This is a genomic window from Segatella baroniae B14 (genome assembly GCF_022024235.1).
In the GTDB taxonomy this organism is placed as follows: domain Bacteria; phylum Bacteroidota; class Bacteroidia; order Bacteroidales; family Bacteroidaceae; genus Prevotella; species Prevotella bryantii.
In genome coordinates, this window is sequence record NZ_CP091799.1 from 2,423,955 (window position 1) to 2,445,075 (window position 21,121).

The window sequence follows — 21,121 nt, forward strand, 5'->3', positions numbered from 1 at the left end:
AAATGAAAAAAGTAACATTATTACTCAGTCTGTTGCTGACACCTTTTCTCGTGTCGGCTCAGACCGTCAAATCTCCTAATGGACAGATTATTGTCAACTTCTCATTAACAGGAAATGGGCAGCCTACTTATGAAATGACTTACAAGGGTAGGGCCGTGGTAAAACCTTCTCATTTAGGACTGGAACTGGCAAAAGACAAGCATGCCTCTAAAGGACTTCGTGAAACCAGTTTAATGGATGGTTTTCAAATTTTAGACACAAAATCATCTACTTTTGATGAAATTTGGAAACCTGTTTGGGGTGAAACTGCTACCATTCGTAATCATTATAACGAATTAGAAGTAGATCTGAATCAAGGGGAAAGTAAGCGTAAGATGATAATTCGATTTAGGGTATATGATGATGGTATGGGATTCCGCTATGAATTTCCACAACAGGATTCGTTAACCTACTTTACGATTAAGGAGGAACATTCACAGTTTGCTATGGCAGGTGATCATACTGCTTGGTGGTTGCCAGGTGACTATGATACACAGGAGCAGGAAACACAGGAAAGCAAACTTTCACAGATTCGTAGTCGCTTCCATGATGCAGTCAACTGGGATAACTCTTCTGTATCAGTATTCTCACCAACTGGAGTACAGACCTCTTTGCAGATGAAATCTCAAGATGGACTTTATATCAATATCCATGAGGCCGCTTGCATCGACTATGCTACAATGCATTTGAATTTGGATGATAAAAATATGGTATTTGAGTCATGGTTAACTCCTGATGCCACAGGAATGAAGGGCTATATGCAAACACCATGTCAGAGTCCTTGGCGTACCGTAATGGTTAGTGATGATGCGCGTGATATGCTCTCAAGTAACTTGATACTGAATCTGAATGAACCATGTAAGATTGAAGATACTTCTTGGATTCATCCTACTAAATACTGTGGTGTGTGGTGGGAAATGATTGTAGGTAAGAGTTCTTGGCATTACACAGATGATTTTCCATCAATTAAGTTAGATCAGATTGACTGGAATAGTGTAAAGCCTAATGGTCGACATGCTGCTAATACACAAAAAGTAAAGCAATATATTGATTTTGCTGCTGCAAATGGATTGCAAGAAGTATTGGTTGAAGGATGGAATGTAGGTTGGGAAGATTGGGCTAATCATTGGAAACGTGATGTATTTGACTTTGTTACTCCTTATCCTGATTTTGATATTAAGTATTTGAACGAATATGCACATTCAAAGGGGGTAAAAATCTTGATGCATCACGAAACTTCTTCAAGTGTTGGTAATTATGAACGTCACATGGAAAATGCATTCAACCTGATGAATAAGTATGGTTATGATGCTGTAAAAACGGGTTATGTTGGTGATATAATTCCTCGCGGCGACCATCACTTCTCGCAGTCTATGAATAATCACTATCTTTATAATGTACAGCTTGCTGCTAAACATCATATTATGGTTAACGGGCATGAGGCAACTCGTCCTACGGGACTTTGCAGAACCTGGCCTAATTTGGTGGGCAACGAGAGTGCGCGAGGTACTGAGTATGAAGCTTTTGGTGGAAATAAACCAGACCATACCGTGATACTTCCATTTACTCGTTTGCAAGGTGGCCCAATGGATTATACTCCTGGTATATTGGAAACTCAGTTGAATACTTGGAGTGATAATACTTCATGGGTTCGTACTACATTGGTTGGTCAGTTGGCCCTTTATGTCACTATGTATTCACCATTGCAGATGGCTGCTGATCTTCCAGAAAATTATGCCAAATATCGTGATGCCTTTCAGTTTATCAAGGACGTCGCCTGTGATTGGGATGATAGTAAGTATTTGGAAGCAGAGCCTGCAGACTATATTACTGTAGCCCGTAAGGCAAAAGGTACTAATAATTGGTTTGTTGGTGGTAAATGTGACGAAAATGGTCATAAGAGTACCCTTAAACTCGATTTCCTGGATAAGGGAAGGAAGTACGACTGTACCATTTATGCAGACGCTAAAAATGCACATTATCAAAAAAATCCAAAGGCATATACCATTACCCATCGCATCGTTAAAAAAGGTGATACCCTCAAGTTAACTGAGGCTCCTGGTGGTGGCTTTGCCATCTCATTGATAGCTAAATGAAAGTAAATAGACTAATAGCTGTTATGACAGCTCTCATGTTGATGTCATCTGCTCAGGCGCAGGATACTTTTAAAGAAGTATCTTACAGTCCTGAGCAGACTGTGTTTAAACTTCATGCACCAAGTAAGGTGAAAGTGCGGATATATCAGAATGACAAAACTCATAAACCATGGAAAACCATATCTCTAAAGAAATCAGGAAAAGATCTTTGGATACAAACGGTAAGAGGTAATCTGGTAGGTAAATATTATACCTTTGATATGGGGAAGGGAGAAACTCCTGGTGTCTTTGCTAAGGCTGTGAGTGTAAATGGCAAACGAGGTTTCATACTGGATATGGCAACCACTAACCCTGAAGGGTGGGAGTTGGATCATATTCTAAATCTTCGTTCGCCAGTAGATCTTGTCATTTATGAAATGCACCATCGTGATTTCTCCATCGACACATCCTCGGGCATACGAAACAAAGGAAAATTTTTGGCTTTAACAGAACCGAAGGCAATAGCCCATTTGAAGGAATTAGGTATAAATGCCGTTCATATTTTGCCTTCTTTTGATTATGCCTCTGTAGATGAAACCAAGTTAGATCAGCCTCAGTATAATTGGGGATATGATCCTTTGAACTACAATGTTCCAGAAGGTTCTTATTCCACGAATCCATATAATCCATCTACTCGTATCAAGGAGTTTAAGGCGATGGTTATGGCTTTGCATAAGGCGGGTATCCGTGTTATCTTGGATGTGGTATATAATCATACTTTTGATTTAGATAATAGTAATTTTCAGAAGACATATCCGAATGCATATTATCGATTTAATGCCGATGGAACGCCTTCAAATGGTTCTGGGTGTGGTAATGAAACAGCATCTGATAAGCCATTAATGCGCCAGTTTATGTTAGAATCATTCAAGTATTGGGCTCAAGAATATCACATCGATGGTTTTCGTGTAGACTTGATGGGGGTGCATGATATAGAGACGATGAATGAAGTACGCACTGAATTAAATCGAATTAATCCTTCTATCTTTGTGTATGGTGAAGGGTGGAGTGCTGGTAGTTGTGCTTATCCACAAGATATGTTGGCGATGAAAGCGGTTACTTATAAAATGCCGGGTATTGCAGTCTTTAGTGATGATATGCGTGATGCCTTGCGTGGTCCATTCTCGGATGATAGGAAAGGTGCATTTTTGGCGGGATTGTCAGGTGAAGAAGAAAGCTTGAAATTTGGTATCGTTGGAGGTATTGCACATGATGATGTCGATATGAGTAAGGTAAATTATGATAAAAAGCCATTTGCTTTGCAACCTACCCAGCAAATTAGCTATGTTAGTTGTCATGATGATATGTGTTTGGTAGATCGCCTCCGTGCAGAGTTGCCAGGTATCAAGGACGATGAGTTGATTCGGTTGGATGAATTAGCTCAGACTGCCGTGTTTACTTCTCAGGGAGTACCATTTGTATTGTCTGGCGAGGAAATGCTTCGTGACAAGAAAGGGGTTCATAACAGTTATAATTCTTCAGATGAAGTTAATCAGCTAGACTGGAATAATCTGAAAAAATATCCTCAAGTGTTTAGTTATTATAAGAATCTCATTTGCTTGCGTAAGCATCATCCTGCTTTCCGACTAGGTGATGCAGATTTAGTGCGTAAGCATCTTTCTTTTTTGCCGGTACAGCCTGCGATGGTTGGATTTGTATTAAAGGAGTATGCTGGGGGGGATTCTTGGAAAACGATATATGTCATCCTTAATGGTAATCGTGATGCACAGGAGATAATAATTCCTGAGGGATTATATACAGTAGTAGCTTGTGATGGAATAATCAATGAAGATGGTATCGATAAGATGACTGGCGGAAAGGTGATGGTAGATGGACAGTCTGCGTTAATATTTCATGATTAATAGAACGAATACAACTATGAAAAAAATATTTTTATTAGCATTGTTATGCGGTTGCTTACATGTAGGTGCAGCGACGAAAGTAAAAAGAATTGAGCCTGCCAATTGGTTTGTGGGTATGAAAAACCCGTCATTGCAACTGATGGTCTATGGTAAAAATATCCGTCAAGCTAAATTCTCTACGGATTACCCAGGAGTGAAGGTCGATTCTGTTGTACGATTGGATTCTCCAAATTATTTGTTGGTTTATCTGAATGTGAAAGATGCTCAGGCTGGAACGATGAAACTGAAGTTTGATAAACAAATTGTCAACTATCCGTTAAATAATCGACAGATGGCCGGTGAAGATCATGTAGGTTTTACGAATGCAGATGTTCTCTATATGTTGATGCCTGATCGTTTTGCTTCAGGAAGTAGTAAAAATGATCAGATTAAGGGAATGAATCCATATGTTAATGATCGTTCAGAGCCATCTTTGAGACATGGAGGTGATCTGGAAGGCATACGTCAACATTTAGATTATTTTAATCAATTGGGTGTAACGGCACTTTGGCTTACTCCTGTTTTAGAAAATAATTCTCCAGATAGTCATGGCTATTCTACTTATCATGGTTATGCCACAACGAATTATTATCAAGTGGATCCCCGATTTGGATCGAATGAGGAATATATCAGACTTGTTCAAGATGCGCATGCTAAGGGTTTGAAAGTGGTTATGGATATGATCTTTAATCATTGTGGTTTTGAGCATCCTTGGGTAAAGGATATGCCAAGCAAAGACTGGTTTAATACCCCAGAATGGCTGAGTGAGGCGCAGGATGCCAATGCTTCAGGTGTAGATCGTAATACGGGAATGGGCGATAAAAAGACTGCTTCTTCATATTTGCAGACATCTTATAAGTTAACTCCTGTTCTCGATCCGTATGCTTCTAAGATAGATATGCATGAGACAGTGGATGGTTGGTTTGTTCCCTCTATGCCCGATTTGAATCAACGTAATTCGCATGTGATGCGTTATCTTATTCAGAATTCTGAATGGTGGATAGAAACTGTTGGTATTGATGGTATCCGTATGGATACCTATCCGTATGCCGATAGAGACGGAATGGCTGAGTGGATGAAATGTCTCAATGAAGAGTATCCTAATTTTAATACCGTAGGTGAAACGTGGGTAGCTGAACCTGCTTATACGGCTGCATGGCAGAAAGATAGTAAATTGAGTAAAAAGAATAGCTATTTGAAAACCGTTATGGATTTTGCTTTCTTTGAACGAGTTAATCAGGCTAAGACTGAGGAAACTGATCATTGGTCAAAGGGATTTTATCGAATTTATAATAGTTTGTGTTATGATTATCTCTATCCTAATCCTTCCAGTGTAATGGCTTTTATAGAGAATCATGATACTGATCGTTTTTTGGGTAATGGAAAGGATGTAAATAGTCTGAAACAGGCTTTGGCTTTGTTATTGACTATTAAACGTATTCCTCAACTTTATTATGGTACTGAAATATTGATGAATGGTACCAAAGAGGTTACTGATGGAAATGTACGTAAAGATTTTCCTGGAGGTTTTCCTGGAGATACTCACAATGCTTTCAGTAAAGATGGAAGAACTCATGACGAAAATGCCATGTTTGATTGGGTAAGCAAACTGTTGCATTGGCGTCAAGGAAACGAGGTGATTGTTCATGGTGAACAGACTCAGTTTATTCCTGTGGATGGTGTTTACGTCGTTGCACGTCAGTATAAGGGTAAGGCGGTCATGACAATATTGAATGGTACCGATCATGATGCGATTTGTCAGGTGAAACGTTATGCTGAGATTATTGGTGGGCGTTTGAAGGCTACTGATATTATTTCGGGAGACACTGTCCGTTTGGATCAGAATATTCGTTTATCTCCTCGACAAACATTGATTATAGAGATAAAATAATCATATTTATCGTATAGAAATATTTATTGCAATCGCTTAAAATTCATGAGATTATTTTGGGAAGGTCTCGGAATTTTAAGCGATTTTTTTTTATATTATTAGTTTTTTTGTACTTTTGTAGTCGACCTAAACCAATTATACTTGAAAAATCCTATGAAGTATGTACTACTAACACTACTGATAGAACTATTATCCATGGCGAATAGTGTCGCTCAAATACAACTTTTTGAGCAATATGATGTATCCTATTTAAATATTATGACAGGGCTTCCTAATAACTTTGTTAATGATATATTTATGGATAGTCGTGGTTTTGTATGGATTGCTACTCAAAGTGGAGGATTAGTACGCTATGATGGCTATAATTGTTATTTTGGAACAAGAATTCAGGGCTTGTCACTTCGAAGTAATTCTTGTAGAAATCTTACAGAAGATCGATATCATCGTCTATGGGTCTCTTTTGATGAGGGTACAAGTATCGTAGATTTGGATATGATGCGACAGGTTATGCCAAAAGTAAAGCCTGGTATATTAGACTTAAATAAAATAATATCCGAACGTTCTGTTAGAGTTATGACAGATAGTAAAGGATGTATTTGGTTGGTTACGATGGGTTATATTTATCGTATAGCTTTTAATAATCAAGGTGAAGTTGTGCAGATACTTTCGTTTAGCTATAAGGCCAATACACCAGATGTGATAATTACTGATATCGATCAGGATGGTTGTCCTTGGGTTTGTCTTAATAGTACATTGGTGAAATTGAAGGCTCAAGGTGGGAGGCTTCAGGTGGCTAAAACAATATCATCTCTTAAAAATACAGGAATCGCTTTTTTGTCAGCACTTATTAAGTATCAAGGAAAATACTGGCTGGGGACTAATCATGGCTTGTATATAATGAACCCTAATGGTACTGTTTTAAAGGCTTTTCGATATACGGGAAAAAAGGAGATTTGTCTCATGATTTTATTTCGTGTTTATCTGTTTTCGGCAAGTCTTTGTTGGTTGGTACATATTGTGGTATAGATGTATTGCAAGTTGGTAAAACAGTATTTGATGTTTGGGATGTATGTCATAAAACAGTTCCGTTGAGTAGTAATTTTATTCATTGCATCTCGAATAGTCATGGTAATTTATGGATAGGTACAGAGTCTGGAGGTATAACCAAGTTATCTCCTCGTCAATTGCTGTTGACTAATTATATTCACTCAGATAATCCTGCTTCGATTTCACCGAATGCAGTAAACTCAATGTTAATAGACTCGCGTCAGCAATTATGGGTAGGTACAGTAGAGGGTGGTTTGAATATGAAGAAAAGTGGAGAGTCGTCTTTCTTGCATATTAATAAGTCTAACTCTGCTCTTACCCATAATAGTGTTTCTTGTCTTACTACTGATAGGAGAAATATGATGTGGGTTGGTACCTGGGGAGGAGGTGTACATCAAATGCAAATAGATTATCCGCAAGATATTCGTCCTCTTCAGATACCTGCAAAATTTCAGGAGTCATTGCTCTTTGTGGGAACGCTGACGTATGATCGCATAAATAATGGATTGTGGATAGGAACGAATGACGGTCTTTTCTTTTATAATTTCAAATCTAATTCCTTGGAGCAGCCGTTTTTAGAAAATCGAACCATTCGTGGTTGTATAGGTTCTATTATAACTCGAGGGGGGATGCTTTATGTAGGATGTGTAGAAGGAATGGTTGTAGTTGACTTAAAATCTCGTAAAAGTAGAAAAGGGTATTTTTCTTTTCGCCATATTCGACATAAATTGGATAATCCTAAAAGTAAAATCATTGATAAAATCTGTAGCTTCTACGAAGCGAAAGATGGCACTTTATGGTTAGGAAGTAATGGCTATGGACTTTACAAAAGGGTTGTCAATAAGAATGGAAAGGTATCTTATGAAAATTATTCTATGGCTCAAGGCCTTTCTAATAATAGTGTGAAAGGAATTGTAGAAGATCAGAAAGGAAACTTATGGATAACTACAGATTATGGCTTAACTCATTTAAATCCTAAAACCGGAGTATTTACGAAGTATACAGAGGATGATGGATTAATTTCATCACAATTCTATTTTAATTCAGCAGTGAAGTCGCCTTTTGGAGCTTTGTATTTAGGTACCACCGCTGGATTAATACAGTTGAATGGAGAAAATGTAGAACGTATTTATAAGGGACATTTACGTTTTACTGGACTTACGATCGATCAGAGGGAGGCATATGCTGGTTCTCGTTTTTTAGAGGAAGATATATCTATAGCTCATGATATTTATCTTCATGAGAGTGACAAGGCATTTATGATTGATTTCTCGACCTTAAATTTTGGTAGCGAAACACAAGGTGTTTATAGCTATCGTCTTAAGGGGTTTGATAATGATTGGATTCAGTTACAACCAGGACAGCATAGTGTACGTTATACGAGTCTGCCTTCGGGCGATTATACTTTCGAGGTGAAATACTCATCTGTTTTACAAACTGATGAGAATAGTATCTCTATAAATGTGCATGTAATTCCTTATTTTTGGAAGAGTTGGTGGTTTTTCCTATTAATATTACTTTTGGTTGTAGTTATAGCTCGCTATTTGTATAAGCGTCGAATTAAAGTGCTGCATGATCGTGAAGTCGAAAAGCTTTATCGTCCATTGGAAGTAGCTTTAAAAGAAAGTAATGAACCTGGTAAGCTACAGACGCGTATACAAGAGATTCTTCAAACTCAAAAGCGATATGCAGAGAGCCAGTCTAAAAGCGTTGAGGCTACACTTAAGGAAGTTGAGAAAAATAATGTTCCATTTATGGAACGGGTAATGTGTATTGTTGAAGAAAATTATCAAAATTCAGAATTTGGTGTGTCTGAATTAGGCGATCAGTTAGGAATGAGTAGAAGTGCTCTAAGTAGAAAATTAACTAATGAGACTGGAGATTCGACAGCACAATTTTTACGTCGTTATCGTTTGGAAGTCGCAAGTAAATTATTGTTGGATGCTACAGGTGGACGAAATATTACAGAGATTGCCTATAGTGTAGGATTCAATGATCCGAAATATTTCACTCGTTGTTTTTCAAAACAGTATGGTGTATCTCCATCGGTTTATAATGGAGAAGCACCTGTAAATTAAGAAGATATCGAGAATTAATAAATGCTAGGTGGATAAATAGAGAATTTACAACACGAATCTTTATTTGTCCACCTAATAGATTATTTTGTCCACCTTGCAAAACTGCACTTTGTATATATTTGCGGCATAGACAAATGAGTGTATCTCAGATAATTAATGACCTAAGAATGAAAACCTAATAAAATTATGCTGTAAAAACATAATATATCTTTCTGACTGGTATTGGAATCGTTCTTATTTCAATTATAATAGTAAACTTTCGGATGTAAAATAAATCGACAGTGAATATTTACCAGTTTTAGAATTGTATAATAATCTTTTGGTCAAGAAAAACAAGATAACTATTCTATCAATTAATAACCTAAATACTTGTAAAATGAGAAAACAACTATTCTCAGCTATGCTATGTCTAGGCGCTATGAGTGGACTTACTATTTGTCCGACTTCAGTAATGGCTTCAGTGACACAGGCAAAAACAATTAAGGTAAGTAGCCTGGTTGTTGACGAACAAGGTAATCCTCTTATTGGAGCAACTGTTAAAGTGAAAGGCTCAAATAAGGGGGCGGTCACAGATCTTGATGGTCGTTTCCAGTTGGAGGCACCATCTCAAGCTGTCTTACTTATCAGCTATGTTGGTTATAAAGACCGTGAAGTAGCCGTAAGAGGCCGTTCTGAAATCGAGCAAATTCAGTTGACCACAGATGATCATGTGTTAGATCAGGTGGTTGTCGTCGGCTATGGTACACAGAAAAAAGCCGATTTAACGGGTGCTGTATCTATTGTGAATGCGGAGGAGATGAAGAAGGTTTCTAATTCAAATATCTCTACGATGCTTGAAGGTAAAGTTCCTGGTGTTCAGATAACTTCTGATGGTCAGCCTGGTGCAGACCCATCTGTACGTATTCGTGGTATTGGTTCTTTCGGTAGTACTGCTCCGTTATATGTAATTGATGGTGTGCCTGTGGGTACTACTATCCGTGATTTTTCTCCTAATGATATTGCTACTATTCAGGTATTGAAAGATGCAGCAGCTGGTGCTATCTATGGTTCTCGTGCTGCAAATGGTGTAGTTATTATTACAACAAAAAGTGGTCGAAAAGATCAACCTCTGAAGGTTGACTATACAGGCTATTTTGGTGTCGATAAAATTTCTAAAGGTGTATATGACGTCATGAATGCTGATCAGTATAGTCAGTATCTTGGTCAAGCATTAGAAAATTCAGCTACAACGATCCCTAGTGGTTATAGCAAAGGGGAAGATGGCAAATATCATTTTATGGACGATACCAATACTGATTGGTTTGATGAAGTCTTTAAAACTGGTATTCGTCAGAACCACAATGTCAATTTAAGTGGTGGTGGTGCCAATAATACCTATAATATTGGTCTTGATTATTTCCAGCAGAAAGGTACAATCGAAGGTGCCGGACCTAACTATACTCGATATACAGCTCGTGTAAATAACACGATGGATACTAAGTTTATTAAGTTCCGTACGAGTGTAGTATATTCACACTCAGACCAGGATAACATGGCTATTTCTAATGCTTCAGAATATGTTCAGGGGCTTTATGGTGATGTTACTAATGTGCTTCGTGGTACTTTGTTAATGCAGCCAACTATTAAGGCATACGATAATTCAACATGGGTGTTGGATGATCAAGTAGGTTCTGCTAATGGTTATAAATATGATGCTTACGGGTATGGTGTATACTATGACACTATTCATGGTGATATATCAGCTTCAAACCCATTGTTAATCAATAATTTGTTAACTCGTAATACTATAGCTGATAGATTTGTAGGTACAGCATCTGCAGATGTTGATCTTATGAATATGGTTGGTTTGCACAGCAAGAATCATAGTTTACATTATAACATCAACTTGTCATATAGCAAAACTCATGCAACAGATGAAACCTGGGTTCCTTCGTGGATTCAGAGTAACCGTGTATATTTGGCCAAGGCCAATGAACGTTTAACCAAAGGATCACGCGATTATTCTGATGCTTTGATAGAGAATACACTTACATATGATGGGCATATTGCTAAACATAATATTAATTTGGTTCTTGGCCAGACTTATGAGGAGGAACATACCAATACTTTGACAGCATGGGGTGTTGAATTTGATGAACCTTATTTTCTACAGATACAAAATGCTGCAACCCGTGATGCTTCTTCATACGAATATAAGCATGCTTTGGCTTCTTTTATTGGTCGTTTGAATTATAACTTTGATGAGAAATATCTTTTTTCTGCAGTCATTCGTCGTGACGGAAGTTCTCGCCTTTCTCGTAATATTCGTTGGGGTACTTTCCCTTCTGTATCAGCAGGTTGGCGTTTTGATAAAGAAAAATTCTTCCCGATTAGTCATGATGTAGTAAATCTGTTTAAGATTCGTGCAAGTTATGGTGAATTAGGTAACGAGAATATTGGTGAATATCAGTATATGGCAACGATGGCTCGTAATAATATGACCTATAGCTTTGGTAATACTGTAGTTACAGGTTCTGCTATCTCTACCTTTATTAATGAGAATATAGCTTGGGAGAAGAAAGTTACGACTAATATAGGTATCGACTTAGCCATGTTTAATAACCGTTTAGAATTTACAGCAGAGTGGTATCGAAATCGTTCAAAAGATTTGCTCTATAGTGTTCCTGTACCAGAGAATGCAGGTGTTTCTAATACAACCGTGACCATGAATGCAGCCACCATGGACAATAGTGGTTTTGAATTCTCTGCCACTTATCGTAACCATGATCATCCTTTAAAGTATGATTTAAGTGCTAATATCAGTACACTTCGAAATCGGGTTAAGTCTTTAGGTTTTGGTACTAATTCCTATATTTCTGGTGACTATATTACCATTGTTGGTCAGGAAATAGGTCAATTCTATGGTTATGTTTATGAGGGTATTGCCAGAACTCAGGCGGATTTAGACAACCATGTCAATGAGAATGGTACTGTGATAACACAAACTGGTGCTGGTATAGGTGATTGTCTTTATAAAGATGTAAATGGTGATGGCGAAATAACCTCTGCAGACCGTGTCGTATTGGGAAGTGGACTTCCTAAGGTAAACTTTGGTATCAGTGCCCGTTTTGAATATAAGAATTTTGACTTGAGTATCCAGACTTTTGGTGCACTTAACTATCATGTATCAGATGAAATCTATAATAGTTTGAACTCTTGTTATGGCTATGGAAACAAGGATGTTGCTATGCTTGATGCTAACCGTTATTCTGAAGATGGATTAACATATCTGTCTGATGTGCCACGTACATACGCTGTAAATACAGGTATGGCATGGAACGATTTGTTCAGCTCACGTAAGATTCAGAATGCTGCCTATTGGAAAATAGCTAATGTAGAATTAGGCTATAACTTGCCTAATAAATGGTTTGGTGGTGTGGTAACAGATGCACGTATATATGTATCTGCTCAGAATTTGTATACTTTCACTGGATATAAAGGCTATAATGTAGACTATGCAGGTGGAACGTTTACTCCAGGTTATAACTTCTGTTCTTTCCCAACACCTCGTACCTTTATGTGTGGTGTCCACTTTACCTTCTAATCATGAAGAGAAACAGAATTGACAATTATTTAAATAAGAATCATTAAATATGAAATTATATAATATTTCCTTGGCGATGTTATTAGGTATCAGTACATTGACATCGTGCAGTGACAAGTTGAATGTAGAAAATCCAAATGAACAGACTACAGCCAACTTTGGTGTTGACGAATTGGAGGAAAATGTAGTAGCTGCTTATAACCATATTCGTATGGAGGGATCGTATGCCCGTGTTGGTTATACGATTGACGTAACACGTGGCGACGAGGTTTGGAATTCATCGCAAGTGTGGTATATGCCTTTCGATGATTATAATCTTCCAGAAGATGGTGATATTGGCTGGTGGATATGGCGTGAATGGTATTATACCATTAATGTTTGTAATTTCGGTCTTTCTAAATGTGGTGATGATGATACTGTGCTTTCAGAGTCAATGAAACGTATTAAGGGACAATTCCTTTTCCTTCGTGGACTTGCCTATTATAATCTGGCAGGATATTTCCAGAATCCTCCTTTGATTACGGATTATAGCACATATTCTACCCTCGATGGTCTTTATGCCAAAAATTCCTCTTACGATGAAGTTCTTGATCAGGTTGAGAAAGATTTAGCAGAGGCTATGACTTTGCTTCCTTCACGTGATGCTGGTGATGAGTGGGCTAAAGGTAGAGCAACATGTGGAGCTGCTGCAGGTTACTATGCTCGTGCTCTGATGCAACGCCACAAATATAGCGAGGCTCTTACCGTACTTAAGGATATTATCAACAAAAAGTATGGTACTTATAAGCTTATGGCTAATTATGGTGATAACTTCCGTGAAGGTTCACAATATGAGAATAATGATGAGAGCCTCTTCGAGATTCAATTCCTTGATTATGGTTCGCAAGGTACAGATGACGAGTGGACTCCTGTAAATACGAGTAAGAATGCAACTCAAGGTTCTGCTGTAGAAAGTAATTTCTGTCCAGGTGTATATGGAGGCTGGGCTGACTTATCTGCTTCTCCATGGCTTTATAATCTGTTTAAAGCAGAACGTACTACTGCAGGTAAACTCGATCCGCGTTTGTATTGGACTATTGGTACTTATGAAGCAGATTGGGAGGGGTTTGAATATGGCAATGTTGGCTACACTGTACCAATGACAGCCACAGACACGATCATGACCAATAATACCAATGGAGGTCTTCCTATCGCTAAGAATACCAATATGCGTACAGGTCTATATTCAAGTGTAGCCACTGGTTTACATGATGGTATCAATCTTCGTATGATGCGTTATTCAGATGTGTTGCTTCGTGCAGCAGAATGTGAGAATGAAGTAAATGGCCCTACACAGCAGGCTATTGACTGGATTAATCAGGTGCGTGAGCGTGCTAACTTGGCCGATTTAAACTTGACTGACTTTGATACCAAGGATAAACTCTTTGAGCAAATAGCTAATGTAGAGCGTCCTAAGGAATTTGGATGTGAGTTTGGTCGCGGCTTTGATTTGATACGTTGGGGATTCTTCCTTACTTCAGATCGTCAGCAACAGTTGAAAGAACATGAAACCTTCCGTCGTTCTTTGCATCGTGCAAAAGATCCTGTAAGTTATGCGCAGGTAGGAATTGATTCTGAGTTGAAGTGTTCTTTTGATACATATGTTCAGGGACACGAATTTATTCCTATTGTTCAGACATTGATGAATAGTAATCCTAATCTTGTTGGCAACTCTGCAAATAATAGTGAAAGTAATAAATCATACTTTGAACAGAAAGGATGGACCGTTCATCCTGTTGTTGACTTGAGTAAATAATGATTTTATGTTACCTCATGGAGTAGATATAGGCTATGAGGTAGCATTCCAAACCTAAATAATTTAAAAATATGAAATATCTCAATAAAATAGCAACTCTATTTTGCTCAACAGCCTTAGGATTGTTGGCGATGACAAGTTGTGAGGGGGGTGATCTGTATAAAATAGATTCACCAGATTGGATTGCAGCGAAGATTGATTCTATCGAAAATTCTAAAACAACAGACGAAGAAGTTCTTGAAGGAATGCAGGAAGATGTATATACCATTGGCAAAACCGATTTTACCTCAGGATGGTGGTCTGCATTCTCAAAGTATTATGTCATCCCTGATAATCAGAAATGGAATGCTGTGTTCAATTTGAATATTAATCCTTCTGATAATACCTATTATAAAAATTTTGCTCTTGTTATTACAAACGATGAAGATCGTGGCGCAACAAATTATGCAGAGTATGGAGCTTTTCGTTTTGATGCAACTGGTGACTCTGCTACTTATAATTCACAATGGGGTAACTTATATTTTAAATATACGAATAGTAGCATGTTGATGGCGCCTGATGCTAGTAATTTAGATGCTAATGTGCAAAAGTTAGGTGGTAAAGTAACTTTGACTGTAGACCGTTCTAAAGCTGATACATTCTTTATCAAAATTACCAATGGTACTGTGACAAAGACATATACCCAACCTTATAAATTGAGTAATCTTAATACAGATGCAGCGAATGCTAACATTCGTTGTTTCCTTGTTCCTGAAGGCTCTTATATTAACTTCTTACAGTCAAATATCGAACCTATAGGTGGTTATACATCAGCTAATGATAAACAGCCTATTTCTATGGTATTGAATAATGTACCTGATGAAGTTAATATTGGTTCTGATCTTAATGAGGCAATGGCCAATGTATCTGCAGATATTACCTTCGAGGAAGGTGTCGTGAAGAACGTGCCTGCTTCTGAACTTTATTTCTCAGCTATCAATGATATGAATGTCGAAGGTGAAAAAACTCTCGTAGCCATTTATAACAAGACATTTAAGGGTGAACTTGCTTCTACTCCAATTGTTGCTAACACCAAGTTTAATGTTGTGCAGCAGATAGAATCTATTTCGATTACTCAACAGCCTACTCGTACAACTTATTATACTTATGAGTCAATTGCTACTTCAGATTTCGTAAATAGAACGATGGCATTTGATCCTACAGGCATGGAAGTTGTTGCTACCTATGTAAGTGGAAAAACTGCAGTTATTGATAACTCAAAACTTACATTCTCGGCTGTCTCTGCAGCCCTTGGTACACATACGGTTACTGTTTCTACTAATAATGGAAAGACTGCAACTGTCAATGTAAACGTTGAAGCTTCAGAAGAAGTCGGTGTTGTTCCTACTCCAACTAATATAGGTGCAGAGGATAATTCTACCGCTTGGTGGACTGCATTCTCTAATGATATTCAGGTTCCTGCAGGTAAGACATATGTTGTTTCTTTCAAAAACTATGCGGGCTCTGCCAATTGGAATAACTTCGTTGTTATTCTTCGTAATGCCGCTTTAACAGAATATGCTGTTGTTCGTGCAGATAATTATGGTTGGGGAAATGGCTATTCTACGGCTCTTTTGAGTGGCGGACAAAGTGATTGGGCAACATGGCTTGCTGCTATGAATGGTTCTGATGTAACAGTTTATATCACCAACTGTAATAATGGTACTGCAGACGTTCAAGCAGTAATGACTGGTACTGACGATAATCTGTATACACAGTATTATATTGGTCTCAGCACTGTAGATCCGAATGATTTGCAGTTTGCATTTACGGTTGATGGTAGCCACTTGATATTTAATAGTGCCCAGGCTAAGAGCAATCATTGTTTTATACGTAGATGACAATACTTAATTTTTATAACCAGGGAGTGGAAATAGCAAGTTTCCACTCCTTCTCTTATCTTTCATTCAAGAAAAAATATAATCATGAATAAACCGTTTTTAATATCAATAGCTTTTCTATCCTTGGCTTGTACTTCTTTAGCACAGACTGATGGTCAACAGGCTTCCAATTTAAGAGAATCTTATGCAGAGACGACTGTCCACGATCCGTCTGTTGTCTATGACAATGCAGGAACATATTATATTTTTGGTTCCCATTTGGCCGTTTCAAAGACTACAGATTTGATTAACTGGACCTCTGGTGTTGGTGGTGGTGAAACAAGTGCTTGTACACTTTTTGCTAATCCTTCTGGTCATCAAGTAACCTATGCTGATGCTTATAACTCTAACGCTGTAACACGGGTAAAAGATTACCAGGGAAATGAAGTAACTTTTGGTACTTATAATATTCATGACTGGCAGTATACTGGTGATAATATCCAAGGTAATCAGTGGGCTCCTGATGTTATTTGGAATCCAACCATGAGGAAGTGGTTGATGTATATGTCTGTTAATGGTAGCAATTGGTGCTCTGCTATTGTATGTCTTGCAGCTGATCAGATAGAAGGTCCTTATATCTATCAGGGACCGGTTGTCTTTTCTGGTTTTCAGGGAACGTATATCCATAATGGCTATAGTGCTTCTGATGATTGGAAACATACAGATTTAGCCATAGCAACTGGTGCAACATCTCTTCCTGAACGTTATAATGTTTCTACCCATTGGGGCACCTATTGGCCAAACTGTATAGATCCGTGTGTGAAGTATGATAATGGTAAACTTTATCTTACATATGGTTCATGGTCGGGTGGAATTTTCCAGATACAGTTAGATCAAAATACGGGCTTACGCGATTATACCGCAATTTATCCTTATGAGATTAATGGAGAAGTTACTACTCCTGGAGCAGCTAATGCAAACTGTACTTCTGACCCCTATTTTGGCAAAAAGATAGCTGGTGGTTATTATGTTTCTGGCGAAGGTCCATATATAGAGAAAATCGGTGAATATTATTATCTATTCCTTTCTTATGGTGGTCTTACTTCTACGGGAGGATATGAAATGCGTGTATTCCGTTCTAAGAGCATTGATGGTCCTTATGATAATGCGATATATTCTTCTTATGTGAAGAACTTTGGTACTAGTGGTGATAAGCGTGGTGCTCGTATTCTTGGCGCAATGGGTGCATGGGGCGCAAATAATGAGGGGGAATTGGCTCAAGGACATAATTCTGTACTTGTGGATGAGAATGGTGATGCTTTCTTGGTTTACCATAGTCGTTTTGTAGATGGTGGCGAAGGTCATCAGGTACGTGTTCGTCAGCTGTTTGTTAATGAGAATGGGTATCTTGTCGCATCTCCTTTCCGTTATACAGGTAAGCAGACTACTCAAAAAGATATTGAGAGTAAACGCCTTTTTGATGAAACGGAGATAGCGGGTTCTTACCAATTGATAGTTCATCCATATCGATTGGATTATGAAAAAAAACAGGTCTCTGAGGCTATAACTGTTACATTAACGTCTGATGGTAAAATAACAGGTGGAAAAACTGGCACATGGAGCTTTACAGATAATTCGAAGTCGTATATCAAGTTAACAATAGGAGGTTTGAATTATTTTGGTGTCATGATTCGCCAGAATGTAGATAAAATGGTTAACACGCCAGCTGTTGCTATTTCTGCAGTGTGTGGTACGCATAATTACCAACAGGCGATGTGGCTTTATAAAGTAGAAAATAGCAGTGATAAACTAACTACTGCTTATCCTACATCTGTGATAAAAAATACAAATTCTGGTTGGTGGCAGAATTTCTCTCAAAACCAGTATGCTATAGAGCTCGGTGATCAGCTCAACTTTCATTTTTATAATTATAGTGATAAGGCTAATAATTGGCATAACTGGTGCCTTTATGGTGCAAACGTAGCTCCTAATGATGGTGGCTATAAGGAGTATTTTGGTATACGAAATGATAATTATAATAATACGGCTGCCAATAATACGGGATGTACGTCTGATTTTAATTGGGATACTTTCAAGGAGGATATGGATGGTTCATTAGTAGATATGACCGTTACTTATTCTAAAGATGGTTTGTTCACAATGAAATCGGTTATAAATACGGCTACTGGCAAAAAGTATAATTACTCTTTTGAGAAGACTATAGATGGTGCTCCATCTAATATACTTCTATTCTTTGTAAATGAAGGCTCTTATATTGATGGATTGACTCTTGGGATTAATTCTATTTCGTGTGATGATACTTTGGTACAGAACGGTAAAACCTATAATATGCAGGGGCAACTTGTAGATGATAATTATCAGGGAATTGTTATCCGGAATGGTAAAAAGAGAATTAGCAAATAGTCTTTTATAGATTTTGTACTTTTATAGAAAATATTTTTCTTGATGAAATAGGGGGTGAAAATACTGTGAAGTAGGCTCATCCCCATCTTTTTTGTAACTGTCGTCAAAAATAAATTTGCATTTTTCGAAAATATAATTTATCTTTACGAACTAAATTTATTATCGCATTAATAGAATACCATGAGACCAATTTTGAATAATAGTCTAAACTTGTTGGTGGGCCAATATTGCAGTGAAAATGATTCTGAAGTCGGTTTTCGGTTGCATAGATTGGCTGCAGGCGAGTCTATGCGTGTTTTGCCCACTACTAAAAGTCGCTTCATCTATGTATTTTCCGGGCATTTGCGTTTTTCCATAATACAGGAGGTTTTTGAAGAAGTGTCTGAGGGATATTTTGCATTTGTCTCCAATGAGTTTGATGTATGTTTGCAGGCAACTCAGGTAACAGAAGTAATCATACTTCAAACGGGGTTTATTGAGACTCTATGTCATTGGCTCAAGTTTAGTCATCCTGAAGATGATAAACAGCCAACCATGTTTTTTCATAAGCAGCAGACTGCTTATAATAGTCCTCAGTTAGTGCGAAATATTTTGAGAACGGTGTATTCATATATCAAAATGGATATGGTCTATAGTGCTATTTATCGTCTCAAAGAGTGTGAACTTTTTATAGTCTTAAATTCACAGTTCTCAAATCATGACTTTTTAAAACTATTTCAAGTTACTCATGATAATTCTTCCGATTTTAAGACTAAAGTAAAGTTACTGGCTGATCAAGAAACTTCTATTACTATTATTGCTGAGAAAATGGGATTAGAGCGAAGTCATTTTCATCGTTTATTTAAGAAGGAGTTTAATGAGACTCCACAGGTTTGGTTACAGAAACGTAAAGCAGAACGAATTTTGTATTATATCCATAACACGAATATGCCATTGAAGCAGGTTGCTGATGAATTGAATTTTTCTTCGCAAACCCATCTTAATGAGTTTTGTAAAAAACATTTTGGAATGACTGCAAGAATTTTGCGAGAACAATTGTAAAATCTCCACTTATGTTATCGACCACACAAGTGTACTATTTACTTTTAAACAACATATTCGATAAAAGTTTTCACAAATATGATAGTTTGCGTAAAAATATCTTACAATATTTATTTTATTATTAATTATATTTGCAATATAAGATAAACAGAACATTCTATTTATGGAATAAAAATATATAATTGGTTTTATTAGGTTTATAAAGGTTAATTTATTCGCATTATTTAAATTTAGAATCGATCTTTTTAATAGGTATTTTAAGTTTAAAAAGGTTTTTTAGGGATTTTATAAGAGCAATGGGGACGTCTTGGGGACGCTCCCATCTTTTTTGAACATCATTATTCTTCTAGTTGTGGAAAACCATTTTCTTTCCAATGTATTTTGCGCTGAATCAGTGTGCTCATTCCGTCGAGTTGCAGATTGTAGCCATGACATATGAATAGATCTTGGTGATTAAAATGATATACAGCGCAGTGTCCAGCAGCTTCATATACTTTTTTATCTCCTTCTAAAACGAGTGTTCCGCCACCTTCTGTCATGGAAATGCCATTTTCATCGATATAAGGCCCTGTAATACTCCTACTTCTTCCTACTACTACACGGTAATTGCTTTTTGCGCCTCGGCAACAATAATCCCAGCTTACGAAAAGATAATACCAATTGTCATGTTTGAATATAAATGGGGCTTCTATGGCATTGATACCTGCATTTTTTGAAGTTGGGTTTTTCATATTGTTTGGAGCATTGTTGTGATATCTCCTTGCTATAGTTAGTTGAGCTACATTAGGATCTTGAGTTAAGGTTCCGTTTTGTTCCTGTAATTTGATAAGTTGAATGCCATCCCAAAAACTGCCAAATGTAAGCCAGAGATTGTCATCCTCGTCTTTTACAAAATTAGGATCAATAGCATTCCAGTTATCTCTTTTTGCATGGCTATTTATTAGGCATCCTTTATCGGTCCACTGATTGATGGCTAAATTGGAAGCTTGTAGTAATCCAATAGCTGAAGTGTTTTTACCAAACGTAGAGCAACTGTAGGCCATCCACCATTGTTGATGCCATTGTATAATGTCTGGTGCCCAGATATGATTTTTGAATCCTGGTACACTGTCGTGAGTCCAGGAAGGGATATTGGGGAGAACTCCAGTTTGGTTTAGTGTCCAGCTTTTTCGATTAGGCGATGTCATCACTTGGATATTTCGACCAGTAGAATACATATAGTAGATGCCGTTCTCGTAGGCCATAACGGGGTCATGAACGAATGCTGTATCCGTTGTAAATGAGGTAAAAAGACTGAATAAAAGAGTTAATATCATGTTGTAAGTTTT

The 21,121-nt window shown here is 37.5% G+C and carries 11 protein-coding genes; 10 read left to right on the top strand and 1 reads right to left on the bottom strand.

Annotated features, from left to right (window positions below; translation table 11 throughout):
- The first annotated feature begins 2 nt into the window (after positions 1–2).
- The 10 genes from L6469_RS10185 (at position 3) to L6469_RS10230 (ending at position 19,793) form a co-directional block, all read left to right on the top strand.
- The gene (locus L6469_RS10185) at positions 3–2,135 is read left to right on the top strand and encodes a glycoside hydrolase family 97 protein (protein ID WP_006282882.1); all 2,133 of its coding nucleotides are present in this window, start codon (positions 3–5) and stop codon (positions 2,133–2,135) included.
- On the top strand, positions 2,132–4,036 hold the full coding sequence (gene pulA, locus L6469_RS10190; RefSeq protein WP_027453072.1) for a type I pullulanase: 1,905 nt from the start codon (positions 2,132–2,134) through the stop codon (positions 4,034–4,036). The genes L6469_RS10185 and pulA overlap by 4 nt, the downstream gene beginning before the upstream one ends.
- Before the next feature lie 16 nt (positions 4,037–4,052).
- A complete protein-coding gene (locus tag L6469_RS10195) occupies positions 4,053–5,966 on the top strand; it encodes a glycoside hydrolase family 13 protein (protein ID WP_006282884.1) in 1,914 nt (637 codons plus the stop codon).
- Between the two features lie 153 nt (positions 5,967–6,119).
- Complete coding sequence (locus L6469_RS10200; RefSeq protein WP_237851083.1) at positions 6,120–6,992, top strand: two-component regulator propeller domain-containing protein; 873 nt, start codon at positions 6,120–6,122, stop codon at positions 6,990–6,992.
- On the top strand, positions 6,968–9,091 hold the full coding sequence (locus L6469_RS10205) for a two-component regulator propeller domain-containing protein (RefSeq protein WP_237851085.1): 2,124 nt from the start codon (positions 6,968–6,970) through the stop codon (positions 9,089–9,091). Before L6469_RS10200 ends, L6469_RS10205 begins: the two co-directional genes overlap by 25 nt.
- A 376-nt stretch (positions 9,092–9,467) precedes the next feature.
- The gene (locus tag L6469_RS10210; protein ID WP_039870779.1) at positions 9,468–12,674 is read left to right on the top strand and encodes a SusC/RagA family TonB-linked outer membrane protein; all 3,207 of its coding nucleotides are present in this window, start codon (positions 9,468–9,470) and stop codon (positions 12,672–12,674) included.
- A gap of 49 nt (positions 12,675–12,723) precedes the next feature.
- Entirely contained in the window at positions 12,724–14,469 is a 1,746-nt protein-coding gene (locus L6469_RS10215; RefSeq protein WP_006282887.1) for a RagB/SusD family nutrient uptake outer membrane protein, read from the top strand.
- A 71-nt stretch (positions 14,470–14,540) separates the two neighbouring features.
- Complete coding sequence (locus L6469_RS10220; RefSeq protein WP_006282888.1) at positions 14,541–16,349, top strand: hypothetical protein; 1,809 nt, start codon at positions 14,541–14,543, stop codon at positions 16,347–16,349.
- An 84-nt stretch (positions 16,350–16,433) separates the two neighbouring features.
- Positions 16,434–18,752 carry a glycoside hydrolase family 43 protein gene (locus tag L6469_RS10225; RefSeq protein WP_237851087.1) on the top strand — a complete coding sequence of 773 codons (2,319 nt, stop codon included), beginning with the start codon at positions 16,434–16,436 and terminating at the stop codon, positions 18,750–18,752.
- A gap of 180 nt (positions 18,753–18,932) precedes the next feature.
- Positions 18,933–19,793, top strand: coding sequence for a helix-turn-helix transcriptional regulator (locus tag L6469_RS10230; RefSeq protein WP_006282890.1), 861 nt, complete (start codon positions 18,933–18,935; stop codon positions 19,791–19,793).
- A gap of 338 nt (positions 19,794–20,131) precedes the next feature.
- Here L6469_RS10230 and L6469_RS10235 read toward each other — a convergent pair whose 3' ends face one another.
- Positions 20,132–21,109, bottom strand: coding sequence for a family 43 glycosylhydrolase (locus L6469_RS10235; RefSeq protein ID WP_006282891.1), 978 nt, complete (start codon positions 21,107–21,109; stop codon positions 20,132–20,134).
- Positions 21,110–21,121 lie beyond the last annotated feature (12 nt).